Here is a 20887-nt window from a genome sequence, read left to right on the forward strand (position 1 = left end):
CACCTTGAGCTTTCTGCCAAAAGCCGGCCCAGGCCGGCTTTTTTATTGCTATTTTTGCCTCATTAGTAACGCCGTGCCACAATAAAGTTTTGACCGCTCAACCTTGTATGCCTCCCTTGATCCTTGCCTCCTCCTCCCCTTACCGGCGTGAATTGCTCGCCCGCCTGCAATTGCCTTTCAGCGTGCAATCCCCCGATATAGACGAGACGCCACAACCCGGGGAAGCCCCGGAACACACCGCACTACGCCTTGCCCAGGCCAAGGCCAGGAAAGTGGCGGAAGCATTTCCCGATGCATTGGTCATCGGCTGCGACCAGGTGGCGACCCTGGACGGCCTGCAGCTAGGCAAGCCCGTGACGCATGATAATGCCGTGAGGCAATTGACCCTGATGCGAAATCGCAGCGTGGTTTTTCATAGCGCCCTCTGCCTATACAATGCAGCCACGCAGGAAATGCAGGCCGATGTCGTGCCCTATACCGTGAAGTTCCGCGACCTGAGCGACCGGCAGATCGAGAACTATCTGCAAAAAGAACAGCCTTATCAATGCGCCGGCAGCGCAAAATCGGAAGGGCTGGGCATCGCCATCATCGCTGCCATGCAGGGCGACGACCCCAATGCGCTGATTGGCCTGCCGTTGATACGCCTCATCGACATGCTGGCCAGCCAGGGTGTCGATGTCATATAAACAGAGTTCCCCCAGAGGAGATTCCATGAGCTTGAAACGCACGATGATTGCCATGAGCCTGATGGCCGCCTTCCAGGCTGTTGCAGCCCCGGATGAAATCCGAAGCACATTGCATGACCAGCAAAGCGTCGCTGTCACAATTTATAACGGCGACCTCGCCCTGGTGAAAGACCAGCGCAAGGTCAACCTGCAATCCGGCCTCAATGCATTGGCCTTGCGCGACGTCAGTGCGCAGATCCGTCCCGAGACTGCATTGTTGCGCAGCTTAAGCGGGCAATTGCAGACATTGGAGCAGAATTTCGACTATGACCTGCTCAGCCCGGAGAAACTCCTGGAGAAATATATCGGCCAGACGGTGCAGGTGATCCGCACCAATCCTGCCACGGGCGCTGAAACCGTAGAGCAAGCCTACGTGCTGGCCGCCAATAACGGCACAGTACTCAAGATGGGCAACCGGATAGAAACCGGGGTTCCCGGGCGCATCGTGTATCCCGACGTGCCGGAAAACCTGCGTGACCGTCCGACCTTGGTGACCCAGGTCAACACCAGGCAATCCGGCCCGCAGGATGTCGAGCTGAGCTATCTAACTCACGGCTTGAGCTGGCAGGCCGACTATGTCGCCGAACTCAATGCGGCAGAAGACCGTCTTGACCTATCCGGCTGGGTCACATTGTCCAACACCAGCGGCACCACATACCGGGATGCCAAGCTGCAATTGGTCGCCGGCGACGTCAACCGGGTCGCTCCGCCGCCCGCGCCGATGGTACAAATGCGCAAGAACGAGATGATGATGGCGGACGCCGCGCCTGCCATGGCCCAGGAGGCATTGCTCGAATATCACCTCTATACGCTCGAGCGCCCCACCACCTTGGCCGAAAACCAGACCAAGCAGGTGGCTTTGCTCAGCGCCCAATCAGTGCCTGTGCGCAAAGAGCTGGTATTGAGAGGCTCGCCCTACTACTACCGGTCCAGCCAGGGAGACTTGGGGCAAAAATTGAAAGTGGGCGTATTCGTCGAGTTCGATAACAAGGAAAGCGCCAAACTCGGCAAACCCATTCCCAAGGGCATCATGCGGGTATACAAGAAAGACAGCCAAGGCAACGCCCAATTTGTCGGCGAGGACAATATCGACCATACAGCAAAAAACGAAACCGTTCGCCTCAAGCTCGGGGAAGCCTTTGACGTCACCGCCAACAAGAAGCAGACCGACTTCAAGAAACTGCCCAACCCTGCCAAGGGCAGCAGCCAGTTCGAGAGCGCTTACGAAATCGTGATCAAGAATGCCAAGAACCAGGCTGTCACAGTCAAGGTCGTTGAGCCGATCCCCGGCGACTGGAGCATATTGTCACAAAGCCGTCCCAGCACAAAAACCAGCAGCAACACGGCCACTTGGAGTATCAATATCCCGGCGGAAGGCAGCGCCACGCTCACTTACCGCGTGCAGGTGAAGCATTGAGCGCAGGCACGCTATACATGCTCCCGGTGACGCTGGGGGCGGACAATATCCAGCAAGCCTTGCCGCAGGAGGTCATTCTGCTGGCGCAAGGCCTGGAGACCTTTGTTGTCGAGAATGAAAAAACCGCGCGGCGCTTTCTCGGCCTGGTCAAGACAGCCAAACCCGTCCGGGAGCTGACACTGCTGACGCTCAACGAGCATACGACGGATACGGAGCTGCCCGCCTTGCTGGCGCCGTTGCTCGCCGGGCAGGACGTGGGGCTGATGTCTGAGGCAGGCTGCCCCGGGATTGCCGACCCTGGCGCACGCCTGGCGGCACTGGCCCATAGAAAGAACATCCGCGTCGCCCCGCTGGTCGGCCCCTCTTCCATCCTGCTGGCGCTAATGGGGTCGGGATTGAACGGGCAGCGTTTCGCATTCCTCGGCTACTTGCCCAGCGACAAGCAAGCCAGGATCCAGAGGATAAAGGATATCGAGCGCCAATCAAGGCAACAGCAGGAAACGCAGATTTTCATCGAGACGCCTTACCGCAACCAGCACCTGCTGGAGGACATGCTCGCCCATTGCGCTGCGGAAACCAGGTTGTGCATCGCGCGCAACATCAGCCTGCCGACCGAGTTGATCGTCAGCAAGCCCATCAAGGATTGGAAAAAGTCGGAATTGCCGGAACTGCACAAGCAGCCAACGGTGTTCCTGCTGCTTGCATGAAAGGCCGGGCCTGAATTCCTAATTCCTAGGCCCGGCATTAGAAACCTACCTAGACCAGCCCCAACACTTTCTTGACCGGCGCATAACTGCGCCTATGGATATCGCAGGCGCCATGCTCGGCAAGCAGCCTGAGGTGGTGGGCTGTCGGATAGCCCTTATGCTTGGCGAAGTCATACTGCGGATAGCGCGCATGCATTTCCACCATTTCATAGTCGCGCGCCGTCTTCGCCAGGATGGAAGCCGCGGCAATCTCCTGCACCTTGCTGTCCCCCTTGACGATGCCTTGGGCGGGTATCGTGATCTTGGGACAATGCAGGCCGTCGACCAGCACCCGCATGGGCATTACCGTCAATTGATCGATCGCGCGCTTCATCGCCAGCAGGCTTGCCTGCAGAATGTTGATCTCGTCGATTTCTTCGGCGCTGCACGAGGCAATCGCCCAAGCCAGCGCGTGCTGCTTGATCTCGATTGCCAGCGTATCGCGCTTTTTCTCGCTGAGTGTCTTGGAATCTGCCAGGCCGAGGATAGGACGCTGCGGGTCCAGGATCACGGCCGCGGCATAGACGGCCCCCGCCAGAGGGCCCCGGCCGGCCTCATCCACGCCGCAGATAATCACGCGTTCATTGCTCATTTGATGAAAGACAGCACTGCCTGCGCCGCCTTCTCCTCCGTATTTTGCCGCAGCAGCTCATGCATGCGGCGAAACTCCGTTTGTATGTCGGCAATCCGGGATTTGTCGTTGAGCATCTGCAGCAAGGTCGCTGCCAGTTTTTCCGGCACGGCATCATGTTGCAACAACTCCGGCACGATGAAGCGCCCGGCCAAAACGTTCGGCAAGCCGACGTAAGGCAGGTACTTCATGCGCTTCAATATCTGCCAGCTCAGATTAGGCATGCGGTAGGTAATGATCATGGGCCGCTTGATCAAGGCGGCTTCCAGGGTCGCGGTGCCGGAGGCCACGATCACGGCATTCGCAGCTTCCATCGCCTGGTGCGCATGTCCGAACATGATGTTCACCGGCAAGTCGTAGCCTTCATTCGCATACAAGGCGCGCTCGAAGATGGCGCGCGTCTCGCGGGTAATCAACGGCACCAGGAAGCGCACATCAGGCCGCTCGGCAAAAATGAGCTTGGCGGTCTTGATGTACAGGTCTGCCAATTGCTGCACCTCGCTCTGGCGGCTGCCTGGCAGCATGGCGATGACCAGGCTGTCCTGCGGCAGCTTGAGCTCTTCGCGGGCTCCTTCAAGATCAGGCTCCAACGGCAGCATGTCCGCCAGGGGATGGCCGACATACGAGACGGGCACCCCGGCCTGCCGATAAATTTCCGGCTCGAACGGGAACAGCGCCAACATGTGCGACACCGCCTGCTGGATTTTCTTGATCTTGCCGCGCCGCCATGCCCAGATCGAGGGACTGACATAATGCACGGTGGGAATTCCCTGGCGCTTGAGCTTGCGCTCCAGCGTGAAATTGAAGTCCGGCGCATCAATCCCGATAAACACGTCGGGACGATGATCGAGAAAGTGTTGCGCCACTTCCTTGCGGATTTTGAGCAATCCCGGCAAATGGCGCAGCACCTCGACGTAACCGCGCACGGAAAGCCGTTCCATCGGGAACAGGGTTTCCGCGCCTTCGGCGATCATCTTGGGGCCGGCAATGCCGACGAACTTGAGGTCAGGACGCTGCTTTTTCAGCGCCCGGATCAAATGGCTGCCCAATAAGTCGCCAGAAGCCTCTCCGGCCACAATACCAATGGTCGGCATGACACACCCTGCTTCTAGCGGACGATGCCGCGGGTTGATTGGTTGAGGAAATCGACCAGAATATCCAGCTCTGGCGATGTCTTGCTTTGCTCTGCCAGCTGTTGCTTGGCTTCTTCCAGCGTCAGGCCGTTGCGGTACAAGGTCTTGTACGCACGCTTGATCTGCAGGATATTGTCCGCAGAGAAGCCCCGGCGCTTCAGCCCCTCGGAGTTGATGCCGTGCGGCTTGGCATCATAGCCGGCAGCCGTGACGTAAGGCGGAATATCCTTGAATACGACCGAGCCCACTGCGGTGATCACATGGGAGCCGATTTTGCAGAACTGGTGGATCAAGGTGAATCCGCCGAGGATGGCGTGGTCATGCACGTCCACATGCCCTGCCAGGGAAGAATTGTTGGCAAAAATGGTATGGTCGCCGACCACGCAATCGTGGGCGATGTGCACGTAGGCCATGATCCAGTTGTGGCTGCCGATCTTGGTTGTGCCCTTGTCCTGCACTGTGCCGCGATTGAAAGTGCAGAACTCGCGGATGGTATTGCCGTCGCCGATTTCCAGCAGGGTTGGCTCGTCCTTGAATTTCTTGTCTTGTGGCACCTCGCCCAGGGACGAGTACTGGAATATCTGGTTGTCCTTGCCGATGGTGGTAGGCCCCTTGATCACCACATGGCTCGCCACGCGGGTGCCTGCGCCGATACGGACACCTGGCCCGACAATGGTGAACGCGCCGACTTCTACGCTGGAATCGAGCTCGGCCTTGGAATCAATAATCGCGGTAGGATGTATCCTCGGTTCGGCCATGCTTAGTCAATCGCTTTCAGGATACACATCATTTCCGCTTCAGCGACGACAGCGCCATCCACCAGGGCCTCCCCCTTGTATTTCCAGATACCGCGCAATATGCGATCTATGCTGACCTTGAGAACGAGCTGGTCGCCAGGCGACACCGGCTTCTTGAAGCGGACATTATCCATGCCCGCAAAGTAGTACACGGACTTGTCGTTGGGCTTGGTGTCCATGGTCTTGAACGACAGGATGGCGGCAGCCTGGGCCAACGCTTCCACGATCAACACGCCTGGCATGACTGGATGGTAGGGAAAATGGCCAGGGAAGAAAGGCTCGTTGATCGTGACGTTCTTCACGGCCACGATCTCTTTGTTCAGTTCCAGCGAAAGCACACGATCCACCAATACAAAAGGATATCGGTGTGGCAGGTAATTCAGTATTTCATGAATATCCATGCTCGTAATAGCTTGTTCAGTCATGGCTTTTCTCGTTTCTCAACATCAAATTATTATTTATCTCTCTGGATACCAGATGCCTGCAGGGGCGCCAATTGCTTTTCCAATTGCTTGACCCGCTCAGCAAGCTCTCCCAATCGTCTGATACCTGCAGCGGTCCTGAGCCAGTCTTCATGGCTCTGGAATGGCATCAATGCCGTGTAGGTGTCCGCCTTCGTCAACGAACGTGTAATCATACTCCCAGGCGACACGGTCACGCCATCGGCGATTTCAAGGTGGCCCAGTATCATGGCAGCCCCGCCGATACGGCAATGCCTCCCCAATACGGCGCTGCCTGCGATGCCGACACAGCCCGCAATCACGGAGTGCGCGCCTATGCGGCAGTTATGGCCGATCTGCACCAGGTTGTCGATCTTGCATCCTTCATGGATGATGGTATCGTCGATCGCGCCCCGGTCGACGGTGGTGTTGGCGCCGATATCCACGTCGTTCTCGATGACGACGCGCCCGACCTGGGGAATCTTCACCCAGCGGCCATGCTCGGGGGCATAGCCAAACCCATCCCCGCCAATGACGCTCCCTGAGAATATGCTGCAGCGCTCGCCGACCACGCAGTGGTGGTAAATCGTGACATTGGCATGCAACACCGAATATGCGCCGATCTCCACGCCCTCGCCGACGACGCAGCCTGGATGGATGACGACATGCTCGCCGAGCACCGCATTGGCGCCAATCACAGCCTTGGCCATGACGGTGCAACTGGCCGGCACCCGTGCGCTGGAGGCAATCGCGGCGGTTTCATCCACTCCCGGCACATATTGCGGTTTCGGGTTCAGCAAATCCGAGACCTTGGCAAAATAGGCGTAGGGGTTGTCCGTGAGTATCCTCGGCAATGCCGTGAGGTCACGGTTGTCCGGGGTCAATATGACCGCGCTTGCCTTGGTGGCGGCAAGCACGGATCGATACTTGGAATCGGTCAGGAAACTGATCTGCCCTGCCTGGGCATTGGCAAGGGAGGCAACGCGAGAGATCAGGATGTCATCCTGCCCCACCACATCGCCTCCCAGTCTGGATACGATCTCCCGCAGGGAATACGACGTACTCATTGAATGGCTACTGGCTGGGCTTACTTCTTACCCAGGGATTTCAATACCTTGTCGGTAATGTCGATTTTCTTGTTGGCATAAGCCACGCCGCCGTAAACCACCAGGTCGTAGCCCTCGGCTTCGGAAACAGCCGTGACCGCCTTGTTGATCCTATCCTGCAACACGCCCAGCTCTTCGTTCTTGCGCAGGTTGACATCTTCGCGCAGCTCGCGCTGTTTGCGCTGGAACTCGATCTTGAGGTTGGAGGCATCGCGCTCCTTGTTGCGCCGGTCGGCTTCCGACATGGTCAGGCTGTCTTTTTCCAGCGCAGTCTCCAGATCGCGGATCTGTTTTTGCAGGCGGTCAAGCTCGTTGGTACGCGGGCCGAACTCCTTTTCCAGCTTCTTGCCGCTCTCGGCAGTTTGCGGCGCTTCCTGCAAGATCTTGTCAACCTGCACATAGCCGATCTTCAATTCGGCGGCCTGGGTACTGGCTGCGAAAGATAAAGCAGTGGCAACCAACAGACTTTTCAACAACTTATTCAATTGACTTTCTCCTGATATACAAGCTTTTGCTTCAATAATTTCAAATTAACCATACAGTATTCTAGACCAGCTTAGAACTGCTGCCCCATTTGGAATTGCAGCATCTGGGTACGATCGCCATCTTGCTTGTTAAGCGGCTTGGCCAGCACCAGCTTGATCGGGCCGAACGGCGACAGCCAGCTGACCCCGACGCCGGTGGAGTAGCGCACATCGCTCAGGCTGGTGGAATAATTATTCCCCGACTCATTAATACCGTCACCGGCAATCGAGCCTGCATCAATAAAGGTACTCAAGCGCAAGGCATTGTTGTCCTTCATGCCCGGAATCGGGAAGTACAACTCCGCGTTCGCGAGCAAACGCTTTGTACCACCGGCGGCAAAATCACGATAGCCGAGACCGGTTGTGTCATAGATACGAGGGCCGATCGAGCTTTGTTCGTAACCGCGCACCGAGTTCACACCGCCGGCGTAGAAGTTCTTGAAGAACGGGAAGTCCTTGTCGCCATAGGTATTGCCATAGCCGATTTCACCATTCAGCATCAGGGTGACGCTCTTGCTGATGTCCTTGTACCAGGCATGTTTGTATTCCAGCTTGTAGTACTGGAGATCGAGCCCAGGCAAGGCAACCTCGGAGCTGATGCGCTGCAGCACCCCTTTATTCGGGAACATGATGTTATCGCGCGTATCGTGCGTCCAAGCCAGGTTAACAAACCAGGAGCTGTTGCTGCAACTGTTGGCGTCTTCGGAACTGCTGCAATAACGCCTGAACTGAGGGGGGCTATTGCTGCTCAGCTCAACGTCCGTGTAATCAAAGGTCAAGCCGGCACTGACGAAATCCCGCTCATTCAACGGCATGCCGAAATTCACGCCCGCACCGTAAGACGCGGTCTTGTAATCACCGGTACGCAGGTAAGTCGTATCGACCTTGCGGTGGTAGACGTTGAAGCCGCGGCTGATGCCGTCCGGGGTGAAGTAAGGGTCCGTGTAAGTCAACGAGTATACAGTGTTGATACGGCCAGTATTAACCTGCGCAGCCACGCGGTTACCCGTGCCAAGGAAGTTGTTCTGGTTGATGGTCACGCCCAGCACCACGCCTTCATAGCTGGACAAGCCGGCACCGAACATGACGCTACCGGTTGAACGTTCCGTCACGTTGATATTGAGGTCGACCTGGTCGTTGGTGCCTGGGACCGCAGGCGTCTCGACGTTGACGTCAGAGAAATACTGCAATCTCTCGAGACGCTGCTTGGAGCGCTCGATCTTGTCCGCACCATACCAGGCAGACTCCAGCTGGCGCATTTCGCGGCGCAACACTTCGTCCCGAGTCCGCGTATTGCCGGTCAGGTTGATGCGGCGCACATAAACGCGGCGGCCCGGGTCAATGTAGAAAGTAAATGCGACGGTATGCTTTTCCTTGTCGACTTCGGGAATCGCATTGACGTTGGAAAAGGCATAACCGTCATTGCCCAGGCGGTCATTGATCGCCTTGCTGGATTCCGTAACGCGCTGGCGGTTGAACACCTCCCCTGACGAGACGGAGATCAGACTGCGCGCCTCGGCTTCAGGAATCAGCATTTCACCGGCCAGCTTGACGTCGGTCACGGTGTACTTCTCGCCCTCGGTGATATTGATCGTGATGTAGATATCCCGCTTGTCCGGTGTAATGGAGACCTGGGTCGAATCGATATTGAACTCCAGATAGCCCTGGTTCATGTAGAACGAGCGCAGCGCCTCCAGGTCGGCCGTCAGCTTCTGGCGGGAATACTGGTCGTTCTTGTTCCACCAGGTGAGCCAGTTGGGCGTGGTCAGCGTCAGCTTCTCCAGCAGCTCTTCCTTGCTGTAGTCCTTGTTGCCGACGATATTGATATTGCGGATCTTGGACACCGCGCCCTCTTCGATATCGAAGCGCACGGCTACGCGGTTACGCTCGAGCGGGGTCACCGAAGTCTTCACCGAGGCGCCATACTTGCCTTGGGATAGGTATTGGCGCTTGATTTCCTGCTCTGCACGATCGAGCATGGACTGGTCGAAAATCAGGCCTTCAGCCAGGCCAATCTGCTTCAGGCCCTCTTTCATCTTGTCCGTGGGAAAAGACTTATTGCCATTGAAGACGAGTTGGGCAATAGCCGAACGCTCCTGCACCATCACGACGACGATGCCGTTGTCTGACTCAATCCGCACGTCCTTGAAGAAGCCTGTGCCGTAGAGCGACTTGATCGCCTGCGTGGCTTTTTCCTCTGTCATGGTATCGCCGACACGCACGGGCAAATAGTTGAACACCGTACCGGCTTCAGTCCGTTGCAGGCCTTCTACCCGGATATCCTTTACCACGAAAGGATCCTGAGCCAATGCTGAAGTGGAATAAAGAGCCAGGATTAGTAGCGGGATATGTTTAAGCTTCATGCCAAACTTCATTAAGATCAACCTGTTATAAACCTGGTGATGTCATTGTAAAAAGCGACTGCCATCAATAAAGCCAATATCGCCAAACCAATACGCTGGCCCACTTCCATGGCGGCTTCAGAGACCGGACTGCCCTTGAAAATTTCTATCGTATAATACAACAAATGCCCCCCGTCCAACACTGGCACGGGCAATAGATTAAGCACTCCGAGACTGATGCTGATCAAGGCAAGGAAGCCAATGAACGACTTCCATCCGATATGGGCGCTCTGGCCGGCATAACTCGCTATCGTCACCGGGCCGCTCACGCCTTTCCAAGAAGCCTCGCCGGTCACCATGCGCGCCAGCATCTTGATGCTAAAGACAGATGTTTCCCAGGTTTTATCCACCGCCCGGGTAAAAGATTGCAAAGGCCCGTAGCTCACGGTCACGCTCAACTTTTCAACCAGCGCTTCGTCCACCTGATAGGCGGCGCCTATCCGGCCTATCTTCGTGCCGTTTTCATCCACGGCCTGCGGGATGACCACCGCATCCAGTTGCCGCTCGCCGCGCTTCAACCGCAATGTCAACGGCTGATCCGGCTGCTCGCGCACCAAGGTGACAAATTGCTCCCACTCATCGATGGGCCTGTCGTTGACCGCCAGCACTTCGTCACCAGTTTGCAAACCAGCCCTGGCCGCTACGCTGTCAGGCATGATGTCCCCCAAGCGCGCAGGCATGGCGGGACGGTAAGGTGCGAGGCCCAGCTTTTCAAGGAAATCGGACTCGAAATCTTCCTTTTCGATACTGTCCAGTTTCAGCTCGGCTTCATGCTCGCGCTGCGCCTCATCCTTGACCTTGACCGTCACCGCAGGGGACTTGATCGCCTCCTGCAACAATATCCAGCGCACATCCGTCCAGCTCGCGACCGGCTCGCCAGCCACTGCAGTGATCAAGTCGTTGCTTTTCAGCCCGGCCTGCGCGGCAGGCGTTTGGGCAGGCACTTCCCCAAGCATAGGCTTCATGCCCGGCACGCCCTGCATGAACAATACCCAGTAAAGGAAAATCGCCAACAGCAGGTTGGCCGCCGGGCCCGCGGACACGATCGCAATCCTTTTCCAGACGGGTTGCCGGTTGAACGCCCGCGTCAATTCGGCTTCGCTGACGCTGCCGGGCACCGACAGTTCGCGCTCGTCCAGCATCTTGACGTATCCGCCCAGCGGCAAGGCCGAGATCACGAACTCGGTATTGTCCGCGCCAAAGCGCCGCCTAAAAATAGGTTTGCCGAAACCCAAGGAGAAACGCAGCACCTTGACATTGCACCAGCGCGCCACCTGGAAATGGCCGTACTCATGCACTGCAATCAGAATGCCGAGGGTCACCAGAAAGGCGAGCAAGGTCAACATGCTTCCAACTGTCTCCATTCCATGGCATGAGACCGTGCCAGGGAGTCGGCTTTGACCAGCTGGGAAACGGATGATACGGCTTCGATATCCATGGCTGTCAGCACGGCCTCGATCAGGCGCGGAATATCCTGGAACCCAATATTGCCGTTGAGGAAGGCGTCCACTGCCACCTCGTTCGCCGCATTGAGGATGGCGGGCGCAGTGCCTCCGTGGCGCAAGGCATCGAACGCCAGACGCAAGCACGGAAAGCGCGAAGTATCCGGCGCTTCGAAATCAAGCCGCCCGACCTTGAACAAATCCAGGGCGTTAACCCCGGCTTCCAGCCTTTCAGGATATCCAAGGCCGTAGGCGATCGGGGTGCGCATGTCCGGATTGCCCATTTGCGCCAGCACGGAGCCGTCCACATATTCCACCATGGAATGAATCACGCTCTGCGGGTGCACCACCACTTCGATCTTCTCCGCCGGCGCATTGAACAGCCAGTGCGCCTCGATGACTTCCAGCCCCTTGTTCATGAGCGTCGCGGAATCGATCGTGATCTTGGGCCCCATGACCCAGTTCGGATGGTTCAATGCTTGCGCGGGCGTCACTGCCATCAGATCGGCGGCGCTTGCCTTGCGGAAAGGACCGCCTGAAGCGGTCAGCAAAATACGCCTGACGCCGCAGTGCTCAAGCGCAGCCAAACGGGCCGGCGGCATGACCTGGAAGATCGCGTTATGCTCGCTATCGATCGGCAGCAAGGTGGCGCCGCCCTCTTCCACTGCCTGCATGAACAGCTTGCCCGCCATCACCAGGGTTTCCTTGTTGGCGAGGAGAATCCGCTTTCCGGCATATGCCGCCGCCATGGCAGGCTTGAGCCCCGCGGCGCCGACGATGGCCGCCATGACCACATGCACCTCGGGATGCGCCGCGACATCTTCCAGCGCCTCCAGGCCTGAAAGCACCTGAGTTTCCGTGCCTTTCAGCCTTTGCTGCAGCTTTTCCGCCGCGTCGCTATCCAGCATGACGGCATAGCGGGGCCGATAATGCAGACAAAGTTCAGCCAGCTCGTCGACACGGGAGTTGGCCGTAAGGGCAAACACGCGATAGCGTCCAGGGTGCCTGGCGATCACGTCCAGGGTATTGAGTCCTATGGTGCCGGTGGCGCCCAGAATGGTGACGTTTTGTAGCATGGGCGTCATGAGGCGGAATGCATCCACGCTTGGTAATAAAGAGGCAAATGAAGAAAAAACGCCGCCAGCGGCAGGCTGGATGTCAGGCCATCGACACGATCAAGAATGCCGCCATGGCCGGGCAACAGGTTGCCGCTATCCTTGAAGCCCGCCTGGCGCTTGATCAGCGATTCGAGCAGGTCGCCCATAATGCTGAAAACCGTCAACACCCAGAATCCTGCGATCAACAAGACATTCAAGTCAAAAGCAATGCATAACGCCACTCCGTACAGACTCACGGCGACCAATGCGCCTAGCACGCCCTCCCAGGTCTTGCCCGGGCTGATACTGGCCGCCAGCTTGTGCTTGCCGAAACGCTTGCCGGCGAAATAGGCGGCACTATCGGCAATCCAGACCACGAGCATGATGGCCAACAGCAGCCAGGGGCTGATCGCGCGCAAGCTGACGAGCGCCAGCCATAACGGCAGGACGATCCACCACCCTGCAAGCATCATGAGATAAGGGTTCCTTACCTGTGTACGGCGCCATAACCAGATCGGCACGAGGGCAATCCAGAAAGCTGCCGCCAAGGGCAAACTCCAGTAAAGCGCATATTCCTGCATAAAGGCATTTGCCGGCCCTTGCCAGAAAGTAAAGAACACACCTGCGATAGCGGAGGCGGCAATATAAAGGACGCGGACAGCCGGCTTGAAGCCGGCCATATGGGACCACTCCCACAAGCCGATTAGGACGCCGGCAAGCATTAATAAGGACCAGTAAGGCTCCGGCAACACGAACAACACCGCCAAGAATGCAGGAATCAGGATAGCAGCCGTCAGCAAGCGGATCTTCAGCATATCAGTCCGCAACCAGCTGTTCGCTCGTGCGTCCAAAGCGGCGCTCGCGCTGCTGGTAGGACGCAATCGCGCGCTTGAACTCGGCCTCGTCGAAATCCGGCCACAGGGTCTCGGTGAAATACAACTCGCTGTAGGCGAGCTGCCATAACAGGAAGTTGCTGATACGCTGCTCCCCTCCCGTACGGATGAACAAATCCGGCTCGGGCGCGTAATGCATGCTGAGATAGGCTGCCAGATCGGATTCCGTGAAGCTTTGCGCAAGGCCGGGCTTCTCGGCCAGCAGGCGCTTCATTGCCTGCATGATGTCCCAGCGGCCGCCATAATTGACCGCGACCGTCAAGGTCAGTCCGTCATTGCTAGCCGTCTGCGCCTCGGCTTCCGCAATCTTGTCCACCAGGGCCGGGTCGAAACGGGAGCAATCCCCGATCATGCGCAAGCAGATATTGTTTTCGTCGAGCTTGCCGACCTCTTGTTGCAGCGCTTCCATGAACAGGTTCATCAAGAAGCTGACTTCATCCGCAGGACGGCGCCAGTTTTCACTGCTGAACGCAAACAGCGTGAGGTATTTCACCCCATGGTTTGCACACAGGCGCACGACTTCGCGCACGACCTCGACGCCGCGCTTATGCCCTGCGACTCGGGGGAGAAAGCGCTTCTTGGCCCAGCGGCCATTGCCGTCCATGATCACGGCAATGTGCTGGGGAATATCGCCCGTTACCGGGATGGTCTGGGTGGAGCTGGAAAAAAGTGCCACTCAATGCTCCATGGGATAGAAACAATATAAAATCACTGGCTGCCGCAATTAAACAGCCATCAACTCGGTTTCCTTGGTCTGCAGCAGCTTGTCGATCTCCGCTACAAACTTGTCCGTGAGCTTCTGCACGTCATCCTGCGCGCGACGCTCGTCATCCTCGCTGATTTCCTTATCCTTGACCAGTTTTTTCAGCGCATCATTGGCATCGCGGCGTACGTTGCGTACCGCCACCTTGGCATTTTCCGCCTCGCCACGCACCACCTTGATCAGGTCGCGGCGGCGCTCTTCGGTCAGCATGGGCATGGGGACCCGGATCACATCGCCGTTGGTGGCAGGGTTGAGGCCCAGGTCAGAATCCCGGATCGCCTTTTCCACCTTGGCCGTCATGCTCTTTTCGTATGCCTGCACGTTGAGGGTGCGCGCATCGCCCAGGTTCACATTGGCGACCTGGTTGATCGCCACCATGGAACCGTAATATTCAACCTGCACGTGGTCAAGCAGCCCGGTATGCGCCCGGCCAGTGCGCACCTTGCTCAAATCGGCCTTCAAAGCCTCGATGGACTTCTGCATTTTTTGTTCTGCAGTGTTTTTTACGTCTTGTATCATGATGTCTCCTGCTAAGCATGTATCCGGGTATTCAAGGCAGAACGCGCGTTCCCTCGTCTTCACCCAGTACGACCCGTTTCAGCGCTCCCTGGCGGAAGATGCTGAACACGGAGATTGGTAACTTCTGGTCGCGGCACAATGTCAGTGCCGTCGCATCCATGACTTTCAGATTCTTGACGATCGCCTCGTCGAATGTCAGCGTCTTGTAGCGCATGGCTTCGGGATTGCGTTTCGGGTCATCCGTATACACGCCGTCCACCTTGGTCGCCTTGAGCACGATTTCCGCGTTGATTTCCATGCCGCGCAAGGCAGCCGCGGTATCGGTGGTAAAGAACGGATTGCCCGTCCCTGCGCCGAAGATGACCACACGGCCTTCTTCAAGATAGCGGATGGCCTTGCCGCGAATATAAGGCTCGGCCACCTGCTCGATATTCAATGCGGACTGCACGCGGCTCACCAGGCCCACCTGGCGCATCGCGTCCTGCAACGCCAAGGCATTCATGACCGTAGCCAGCATACCCATGTAGTCCGCCGTCGCCCTGTCCATGCCTTCTGCCGCCGGCGCAACGCCGCGGAAAATATTGCCTCCGCCGATCACCACCGCCACTTCCACGCCGAGATCGACCACTTCCTTGATCTCTTCCACAATCCGGAAAATGGTCGCTCGGTTGATACCGTAGCTGTCGTCGCCCATCAGGGCTTCACCAGAGAGTTTCAATAAAATGCGCTTATAGGCGGGAGTGCTCATGGGGCTCCTTATTGTTATGCAAATTGTGCAAAACGTGAATCATCCCACATATCAAGACGATCCACGTTCGTTTACTACCGGCAGGCCGCAACGGGTGCGACCATTAGTTTACACCTTTGCCGCAGCGGCAACTTCAGCAGCAAAATCGGTCACGACTTTTTCAATGCCTTCACCGACCACATACATGGTGAAAGAAGCGATGCTGGCATTGTTGGACTTGAGCAACTGCTCGATCGTTTGCTTGTCGTCTTTGACGAAAGGCTGGCTCAACAAGGTCACTTCCTTGAGGAACTTCTGCACGGTGCCGTCAGCGATCTTGTCCAGCATGATTTCCGGCTTGCCGGCTTCCTTCGCCTTCTCGATCGCGACGCGGCGCTCGGCTTCGATCAGCTCGGCAGGAATGCCGCTGGCGTCCAGGGACTTTGGCTTTGCAGCGGCGATATGCATGGCAATATCCTTGCCCAGCGCTTCGTCGCCGCCAACTAGGTCGACCAGCACGCCGATCTTGCCGCCGTGAACGTAGCTCACGAGCTTGCCCTTGGCTTCGGTAACGACGAAACGGCGCACGGTGATGTTTTCACCGATCTTGCCGATCAATTGCGTGCGGATGTCTTCCACGTTGCCGCCTTCGATATTGAGTGCGGACAAGGCAGCCACATCGGCAGGCTTGTTCGTGGCGGCAGCCTCGGCTACTTGGCTGGTGAAGGCGAGGAAATCCGCATTCTTGGCACAGAAGTCGGTTTCAGAGTTGATTTCGACGATCGCGCCCAGCTTGCCGTCGGCCTTGATGCTCACGGCCACGACGCCTTCAGCGGCCACGCGGCCGGCGGCCTTGCTGGCCTTGTTGCCGAAACGCACACGCAGGATTTCTTCCGCACGCGCCATATCGCCTTCAGCTTCTGTCAGCGCCTTCTTGCAATCCATCATGGGCGCATCGGTGCGCTCACGCAATTCCTTGACCATGCTTGCGGTAATTTCAGCCATTGTTTACTCCTTGAATATTGTTTTGTTGGCGTTAGCCAGGTTTCATTAACCAAATCCGGGTACAAAAAAAGGGGGCCAGAGCCCCCTTTTGACAGGGTCTTACTCTGCCGCGGCTTCTTCCACCTCGACGAATTCCTCTTCGGACGCTGCCTTGACGATTTCGTTGATGCTTTGGTTACGGCCTTCCAGCACTGCATCGGCAATGCCACGCGCATAGAGGCGGATGGCACGGCTGGAGTCGTCGTTGCCGGGGATGACGTACGCTACGCCGTCCGGGGAGTTGTTGGTGTCGACTACGCCGATCACAGGGATGCCCAGCTTGGCTGCTTCAGTGACAGCGCCGCTTTCATGGCCGACGTCGATAATGAAAATCGCGTCTGGCAGGCCGCCCATTTCCTTGATGCCGCCGATGGAGCGCTCAAGCTTCTCGACTTCGCGCTTGTAGCCCAGGGCTTCCTTCTTGCCGAACTTCTCGATGCCGCCGTCTTGCAGCAGGGCTTCGTATTCATTCAGGCGCTTGATGGACTGCTTGACGGTCTTGAAGTTGGTCAGCATGCCGCCCAGCCAGCGGTGGTTGACGTAGGCGCAACCGGCGCGCTGCGCTTCTTCCTTGACGATTTCACGCGCTTGGCGCTTGGTGCCGACAAACAGGATGCGGCCCTTGTTTGCAGCCAGTTGACGCACGTATTTCAATGCGTCTTCGAACAGCGGCAGGGTTTTTTCCAGGTTGACGATATGAATCTTGTTGCGGTCGCCGAAGATGTATTGGGACATCTTGGGATTCCAGTAGCGGGTTTGGTGGCCGAAGTGCACACCGGCTTCCAGCATTTGACGCATAGTAACGGACATTTTAATCTCCAGTAAGGGTTATTGCTTCCATACGCCCAACAACATCCGCGTTTTCGCGCGGACACCCTGTACGGGGCGCATGTGCAGATTTGCAGCCTTGCCGTCGCGGCTGGCTGCGGGATTCCACCCGGCAAGCATTATTCCTGCCAAATGGGTGCGGTATGCTACCATAAGCAGCTGTACGAACTCAAGGAAAACCTGGGCGCAAGCCTTGCAATACAATGGCAATCAACATCAAGACAGAAAAAGATATCGAGAAAATGCGCGTGGCCTGCAAACTGGCCGCCGAAGTCCTGGATTTTATCACACCGCACATTCAAGCCGGCGTCACGACAGGCAAGCTCGATGAGCTATGCCACGACTACATGGTCAACGTGCAGAAAACCATCCCGGCCCCCCTCAACTACGCGCCCCACGGCCACACCCCGTACCCGAAATCGATCTGCACCTCGGTCAACCACCAGATATGCCATGGCATCCCCGGAGCCAAGGTATTGAAGAACGGCGACATCCTCAACATAGACATCACCGTCATCAAGGACGGTTATTACGGGGATACCAGCCGCATGTTCCATATCGGCGACATCTCCATCCAGGCCCAGCGCCTATCGGACATTACATATGAATGCATGTGGCTGGGCATAGACCAGGTCAAGCCAGGCGCGACATTGGGCGACATCGGCCATGCCATCCAGACCTATGCCGAGAAGCAAGGCTTCAGCGTCGTGCGCGAATTCTGCGGCCACGGCATCGGCAAGAATTTCCACGAGGACCCGCAAGTGCTGCATTACGGGCAGCCCGGCAAGGGCGCCGTGTTGAAGCCCGGCATGATTTTCACCGTAGAACCCATGATCAATGCCGGCAAGCGCGACATCAAGCAGCTGGGCGACGGCTGGACCATCGTCACCAAGGACCACAGCCTGTCCGCGCAATGGGAGCATACCGTGCTGGTGACCGACGACGGTTATGAAGTGCTGACCGTTTCCGCAGGCACGCCTCCCGCCCCCGCCTTCATCAAATAAGCAGCATGCAACCCGCCGCACGCGCAGACAATACGCTTGCACGCCAATGGCGCCAGCAGTTGCAAGCCGGGCAACATGCGCTGAAGCAGGAATTCCTGCACAAACCCAATGTCAGCCGCCTGTTGCAAGCCCAGTCGGCGCTGACGGACCGCGTGCTGCGTGCGCTGTGGCAGGCTTTCGAGCTGGACGCCGAGGCCTGCCTGATCGCCGTCGGCGGTTACGGCCGCGGCGAGCTGTTTCCCTACTCCGATGTCGACATCCTGATCCTGCTGAATAGCGAGGCTTCCGCATCGACCAACCGCAAGATAGAGGAATTGGTCGGCGTCCTGTGGGATACCGGGCTCGCCATCGGCCACAGCGTCCGCACCTTGACCGAGTGCGTCGTTGAGGCGCAAGGCGACGTCACAATACAGACCAACCTGCTTGAGGCTCGCTACCTGGACGGCCACGCTACCTTGTATGGCGACTTCCTCCAGGCTGTGGCATCCGTCATGAATGTCGCCAGGTTTTTTGAAGCCAAGGTGGAAGAACAGCACCGCCGCCATGCCCGCTTCAACGATACGGCATACAACCTCGAACCCAACATCAAGGAAAGCCCGGGCGGGCTGCGCGACCTGCAGAACATTATCTGGATCGCACGCGCGCTCAATCTTGGCAGCAATTGGCGCGAGCTAGTCAAGAACCGCATCCTGTCCAAGCATGCCGCGCAACAAGTGCGCCGCCACGAACGCAACCTGCAGATGCTGCGCACGCGCCTGCACTACCTGGCCAACCGGCGCGAGGACCGCCTGCTATTCGACTTCCAGAACGAGCTGGCATCCCAGCTAGACCTGGTCACGACCAAGCGCAGGCGCGCCAGCGAACAATTGATGCACAGCTTCTACCAAAGCGCCAAGTTCGTGGGCCTGATCAACGAAATCCTGCTCCAGGTGCTGCGCGAGCGCATCTATCCCGAACAGCATACCGTCGTCAGCCTCAACAACCGCTTTGAGGCCGTCAACGGCCTGCTGGAAACCAAGAGCCCGACCCTGCTCTACGACGAGCCTTCCGCCATCCTGGAAAGCTTTCTCGTCCTGCAGCAGCACCCTGAGCTCAAGGGCATGGGCGCCGGGCTGCTGCGCGCATTGCACCGCACCAAGCATGAAATCACGCCCCAGTTCCGCGCCAGCGCAAAGAACAAGGCGATGTTCATGCAGATATTGCAGCAGCCCAAAGGCATTACCCATACGCTGAAACTCATGAACCGCTATGGCGTGCTCGGGCGCTATATCCCCGCTTTCGGCCGCGTATCGGGCCAGATGCAGCACGACCTGTTCCATGTCTACACCGTGGACGAGCATATCCTCAACGTGCTGGCCAACCTGCGCCGTTTCGCACTGGCCGAGTTCGCGCACGAATTTCCATTATGCAGCCGGCTGCTACGCGAGTTTCCCAAGCCCCACCTGCTGTACCTGGGCGCCCTTTTCCACGACATCGCGAAAGGCCGCGGCGGCGACCATTCCACGCTCGGCGCCGTCGATGCCCGCCGCTTCTGCAAACAGCACAATCTTCCGGCTGAAGACGGAGAGCTGGTGGCCTGGCTGGTCGAGGCCCATTTGGTCATGTCGAGCACGGCGCAGAAGTCCGACTTGTCCGACCCCGCAGTAGTGGAAAAATTTGCGCATTATGTAGGCAGCGAATACCGCCTGATTGCGCTATATCTGCTGACCGTAGCCGATATCCGCGGCACCAGCCCGAAGATATGGAACGCATGGAAAGGCTCCCTGCTCGAAAACCTGTTCCGCGCCACCCAGCGCATCCTGCGTGGAAGCAACCTGAACGAGGAGCTCAGCGCCCGCCAGCAGCAAGCCAAGGAAATCCTCAGCTATTATGGCGTGGTGGAGCAAGCCTACCAGCCGCTATGGCAGCAACTGGGCCCCGCCTACTTCTTGCGCCACGAAGCGCAGCTGATCGCCTGGAACACCCGGCTGCTGCTCACCCACATCAATACCCAGGCACCGATCGTACGCGCCAGGCTCAGCCCGGCTGGCGACGGCATCCAGACCATGATCTACATGCCCGACCAAGCCGACATATTCGTCCGCATCTGCAGCTTCTTTGGCCGGCTGGGCTACAACATCGTGGAAGCCAAAGTGCACACCACCCAGCATGGCTACGCGCTTGATAATTTTTTGGTTCTTGATCAGTCAGATAAAAAGATAACTTATCGTGACTTATTAAGTTTTATCGAATATGAGCTGACGCAAAAACTGCTCAGCCAGGCGCCGCCGGATGCGCCGGTGCAAGGCCGCATCAGCCGCCAGGTAAAGCACATGCCGATCAAACCTGAACTGACTATCAAACAGGAAGCCAACAGCCCCAACACCGTACTGGACATCGCCACCAACGACAGGCCGGGCCTGCTGTCGCGCATTGCCCATGTCCTGCAGCAACACCATATCCGCCTGCATACGGCGAAAATCAATACGCTCGGCAACCGCGCCGAGGATACTTTCCTGATTTCCGACCAGTCGGGACAGCGCTTGACCCCCGAAGTCCTGGCGGTATTGGAAGACTCGCTCCGCTCGCAGCTTTAGAGCATCTAACCAAACTCCCCTAGCGTTGTTGCACTGCCTTGCCGTACTGCTTGTACTGCCTGCGGCAGAGCGC

General features: G+C 57.6%; 20 protein-coding genes. 5 read left to right on the forward strand and 15 right to left on the reverse strand.

The window, feature by feature from the left end; all coding sequences use genetic code 11:
* Positions 1 to 107 precede the first annotated feature (107 nt).
* The 3 genes from ACWXTG_RS04100 to ACWXTG_RS04110 are packed head-to-tail and all read left to right on the forward strand — an operon-like array spanning position 108 to position 2849.
* The gene (locus ACWXTG_RS04100) at positions 108 to 686 is read left to right on the forward strand and encodes a Maf family protein (RefSeq protein ID WP_480220801.1); all 579 of its coding nucleotides are present in this window, start codon (positions 108 to 110) and stop codon (positions 684 to 686) included.
* A gap of 25 nt (positions 687 to 711) precedes the next feature.
* Positions 712 to 2142, forward strand: a complete 1431-nt coding sequence (locus ACWXTG_RS04105) for a DUF4139 domain-containing protein (RefSeq protein WP_480220802.1) — start codon at positions 712 to 714, stop codon at positions 2140 to 2142.
* A complete protein-coding gene (locus ACWXTG_RS04110; protein WP_480220803.1) occupies positions 2139 to 2849 on the forward strand; it encodes an SAM-dependent methyltransferase in 711 nt (236 codons plus the stop codon). Before ACWXTG_RS04105 ends, ACWXTG_RS04110 begins: the two co-directional genes overlap by 4 nt.
* A gap of 49 nt (positions 2850 to 2898) precedes the next feature.
* Here the strand turns inward: ACWXTG_RS04110 and rnhB are convergent, their stop codons facing one another.
* From rnhB to rpsB, 15 genes are all read right to left on the reverse strand, one after another.
* Positions 2899 to 3480 carry a ribonuclease HII gene (rnhB, locus tag ACWXTG_RS04115; protein ID WP_480220804.1) on the reverse strand — a complete coding sequence of 194 codons (582 nt, stop codon included), beginning with the start codon at positions 3478 to 3480 and terminating at the stop codon, positions 2899 to 2901.
* The gene (lpxB, locus tag ACWXTG_RS04120; protein WP_480220805.1) at positions 3477 to 4613 is read right to left on the reverse strand and encodes a lipid-A-disaccharide synthase; all 1137 of its coding nucleotides are present in this window, start codon (positions 4611 to 4613) and stop codon (positions 3477 to 3479) included. The genes rnhB and lpxB overlap by 4 nt, the downstream gene beginning before the upstream one ends.
* Positions 4614 to 4627: 14 nt before the next feature.
* Positions 4628 to 5410: an acyl-ACP--UDP-N-acetylglucosamine O-acyltransferase gene (gene lpxA / locus ACWXTG_RS04125; protein ID WP_480220806.1), complete on the reverse strand. Its 783-nt coding sequence runs from the start codon at positions 5408 to 5410 to the stop codon at positions 4628 to 4630.
* Between the two features lie 2 nt (positions 5411 to 5412).
* Entirely contained in the window at positions 5413 to 5874 is a 462-nt protein-coding gene (gene fabZ / locus ACWXTG_RS04130; RefSeq protein WP_407996658.1) for a 3-hydroxyacyl-ACP dehydratase FabZ, read from the reverse strand.
* A 29-nt stretch (positions 5875 to 5903) separates the two neighbouring features.
* The gene (gene lpxD, locus ACWXTG_RS04135; RefSeq protein ID WP_480220807.1) at positions 5904 to 6956 is read right to left on the reverse strand and encodes a UDP-3-O-(3-hydroxymyristoyl)glucosamine N-acyltransferase; all 1053 of its coding nucleotides are present in this window, start codon (positions 6954 to 6956) and stop codon (positions 5904 to 5906) included.
* 20 nt (positions 6957 to 6976) lie between these two features.
* On the reverse strand, positions 6977 to 7480 hold the full coding sequence (locus tag ACWXTG_RS04140) for an OmpH/Skp family outer membrane protein (RefSeq protein ID WP_309565338.1): 504 nt from the start codon (positions 7478 to 7480) through the stop codon (positions 6977 to 6979).
* A gap of 71 nt (positions 7481 to 7551) precedes the next feature.
* Positions 7552 to 9882: an outer membrane protein assembly factor BamA gene (bamA, locus tag ACWXTG_RS04145; protein WP_480220808.1), complete on the reverse strand. Its 2331-nt coding sequence runs from the start codon at positions 9880 to 9882 to the stop codon at positions 7552 to 7554.
* Between the two features lie 17 nt (positions 9883 to 9899).
* Positions 9900 to 11267 (reverse strand): RIP metalloprotease RseP, encoded by a 1368-nt coding sequence (rseP, locus tag ACWXTG_RS04150; RefSeq protein ID WP_480220809.1) that lies wholly within the window; start codon positions 11265 to 11267, stop codon positions 9900 to 9902.
* Positions 11261 to 12448: a 1-deoxy-D-xylulose-5-phosphate reductoisomerase gene (gene ispC / locus ACWXTG_RS04155; RefSeq protein WP_480220810.1), complete on the reverse strand. Its 1188-nt coding sequence runs from the start codon at positions 12446 to 12448 to the stop codon at positions 11261 to 11263. Before ispC ends, rseP begins: the two co-directional genes overlap by 7 nt.
* On the reverse strand, positions 12445 to 13275 hold the full coding sequence (locus ACWXTG_RS04160; protein WP_480220811.1) for a phosphatidate cytidylyltransferase: 831 nt from the start codon (positions 13273 to 13275) through the stop codon (positions 12445 to 12447). Before ACWXTG_RS04160 ends, ispC begins: the two co-directional genes overlap by 4 nt.
* 1 nt (position 13276) lies before the next feature.
* Positions 13277 to 14029, reverse strand: coding sequence for an isoprenyl transferase (locus tag ACWXTG_RS04165; RefSeq protein ID WP_407994910.1), 753 nt, complete (start codon positions 14027 to 14029; stop codon positions 13277 to 13279).
* A 48-nt stretch (positions 14030 to 14077) separates the two neighbouring features.
* The gene (gene frr / locus ACWXTG_RS04170) at positions 14078 to 14635 is read right to left on the reverse strand and encodes a ribosome recycling factor (RefSeq protein WP_407996663.1); all 558 of its coding nucleotides are present in this window, start codon (positions 14633 to 14635) and stop codon (positions 14078 to 14080) included.
* A gap of 31 nt (positions 14636 to 14666) precedes the next feature.
* Complete coding sequence (pyrH, locus tag ACWXTG_RS04175) at positions 14667 to 15383, reverse strand: UMP kinase (protein ID WP_309565344.1); 717 nt, start codon at positions 15381 to 15383, stop codon at positions 14667 to 14669.
* A 108-nt stretch (positions 15384 to 15491) separates the two neighbouring features.
* On the reverse strand, positions 15492 to 16367 hold the full coding sequence (tsf, locus tag ACWXTG_RS04180; RefSeq protein ID WP_480220812.1) for a translation elongation factor Ts: 876 nt from the start codon (positions 16365 to 16367) through the stop codon (positions 15492 to 15494).
* Positions 16368 to 16466: 99 nt separating this feature from the next.
* Positions 16467 to 17216 carry a 30S ribosomal protein S2 gene (gene rpsB / locus ACWXTG_RS04185; protein WP_309565346.1) on the reverse strand — a complete coding sequence of 250 codons (750 nt, stop codon included), beginning with the start codon at positions 17214 to 17216 and terminating at the stop codon, positions 16467 to 16469.
* Positions 17217 to 17437: 221 nt separating this feature from the next.
* Between rpsB and map the strand changes: the two genes are divergently transcribed.
* Entirely contained in the window at positions 17438 to 18238 is an 801-nt protein-coding gene (map, locus tag ACWXTG_RS04190; protein WP_480220813.1) for a type I methionyl aminopeptidase, read from the forward strand.
* Positions 18239 to 18243: 5 nt separating this feature from the next.
* Complete coding sequence (locus tag ACWXTG_RS04195; protein ID WP_480220814.1) at positions 18244 to 20814, forward strand: [protein-PII] uridylyltransferase; 2571 nt, start codon at positions 18244 to 18246, stop codon at positions 20812 to 20814.
* Positions 20815 to 20887: the final 73 nt, after the last annotated feature.

The organism is Methylobacillus sp. DLP286, from assembly GCF_056636515.1.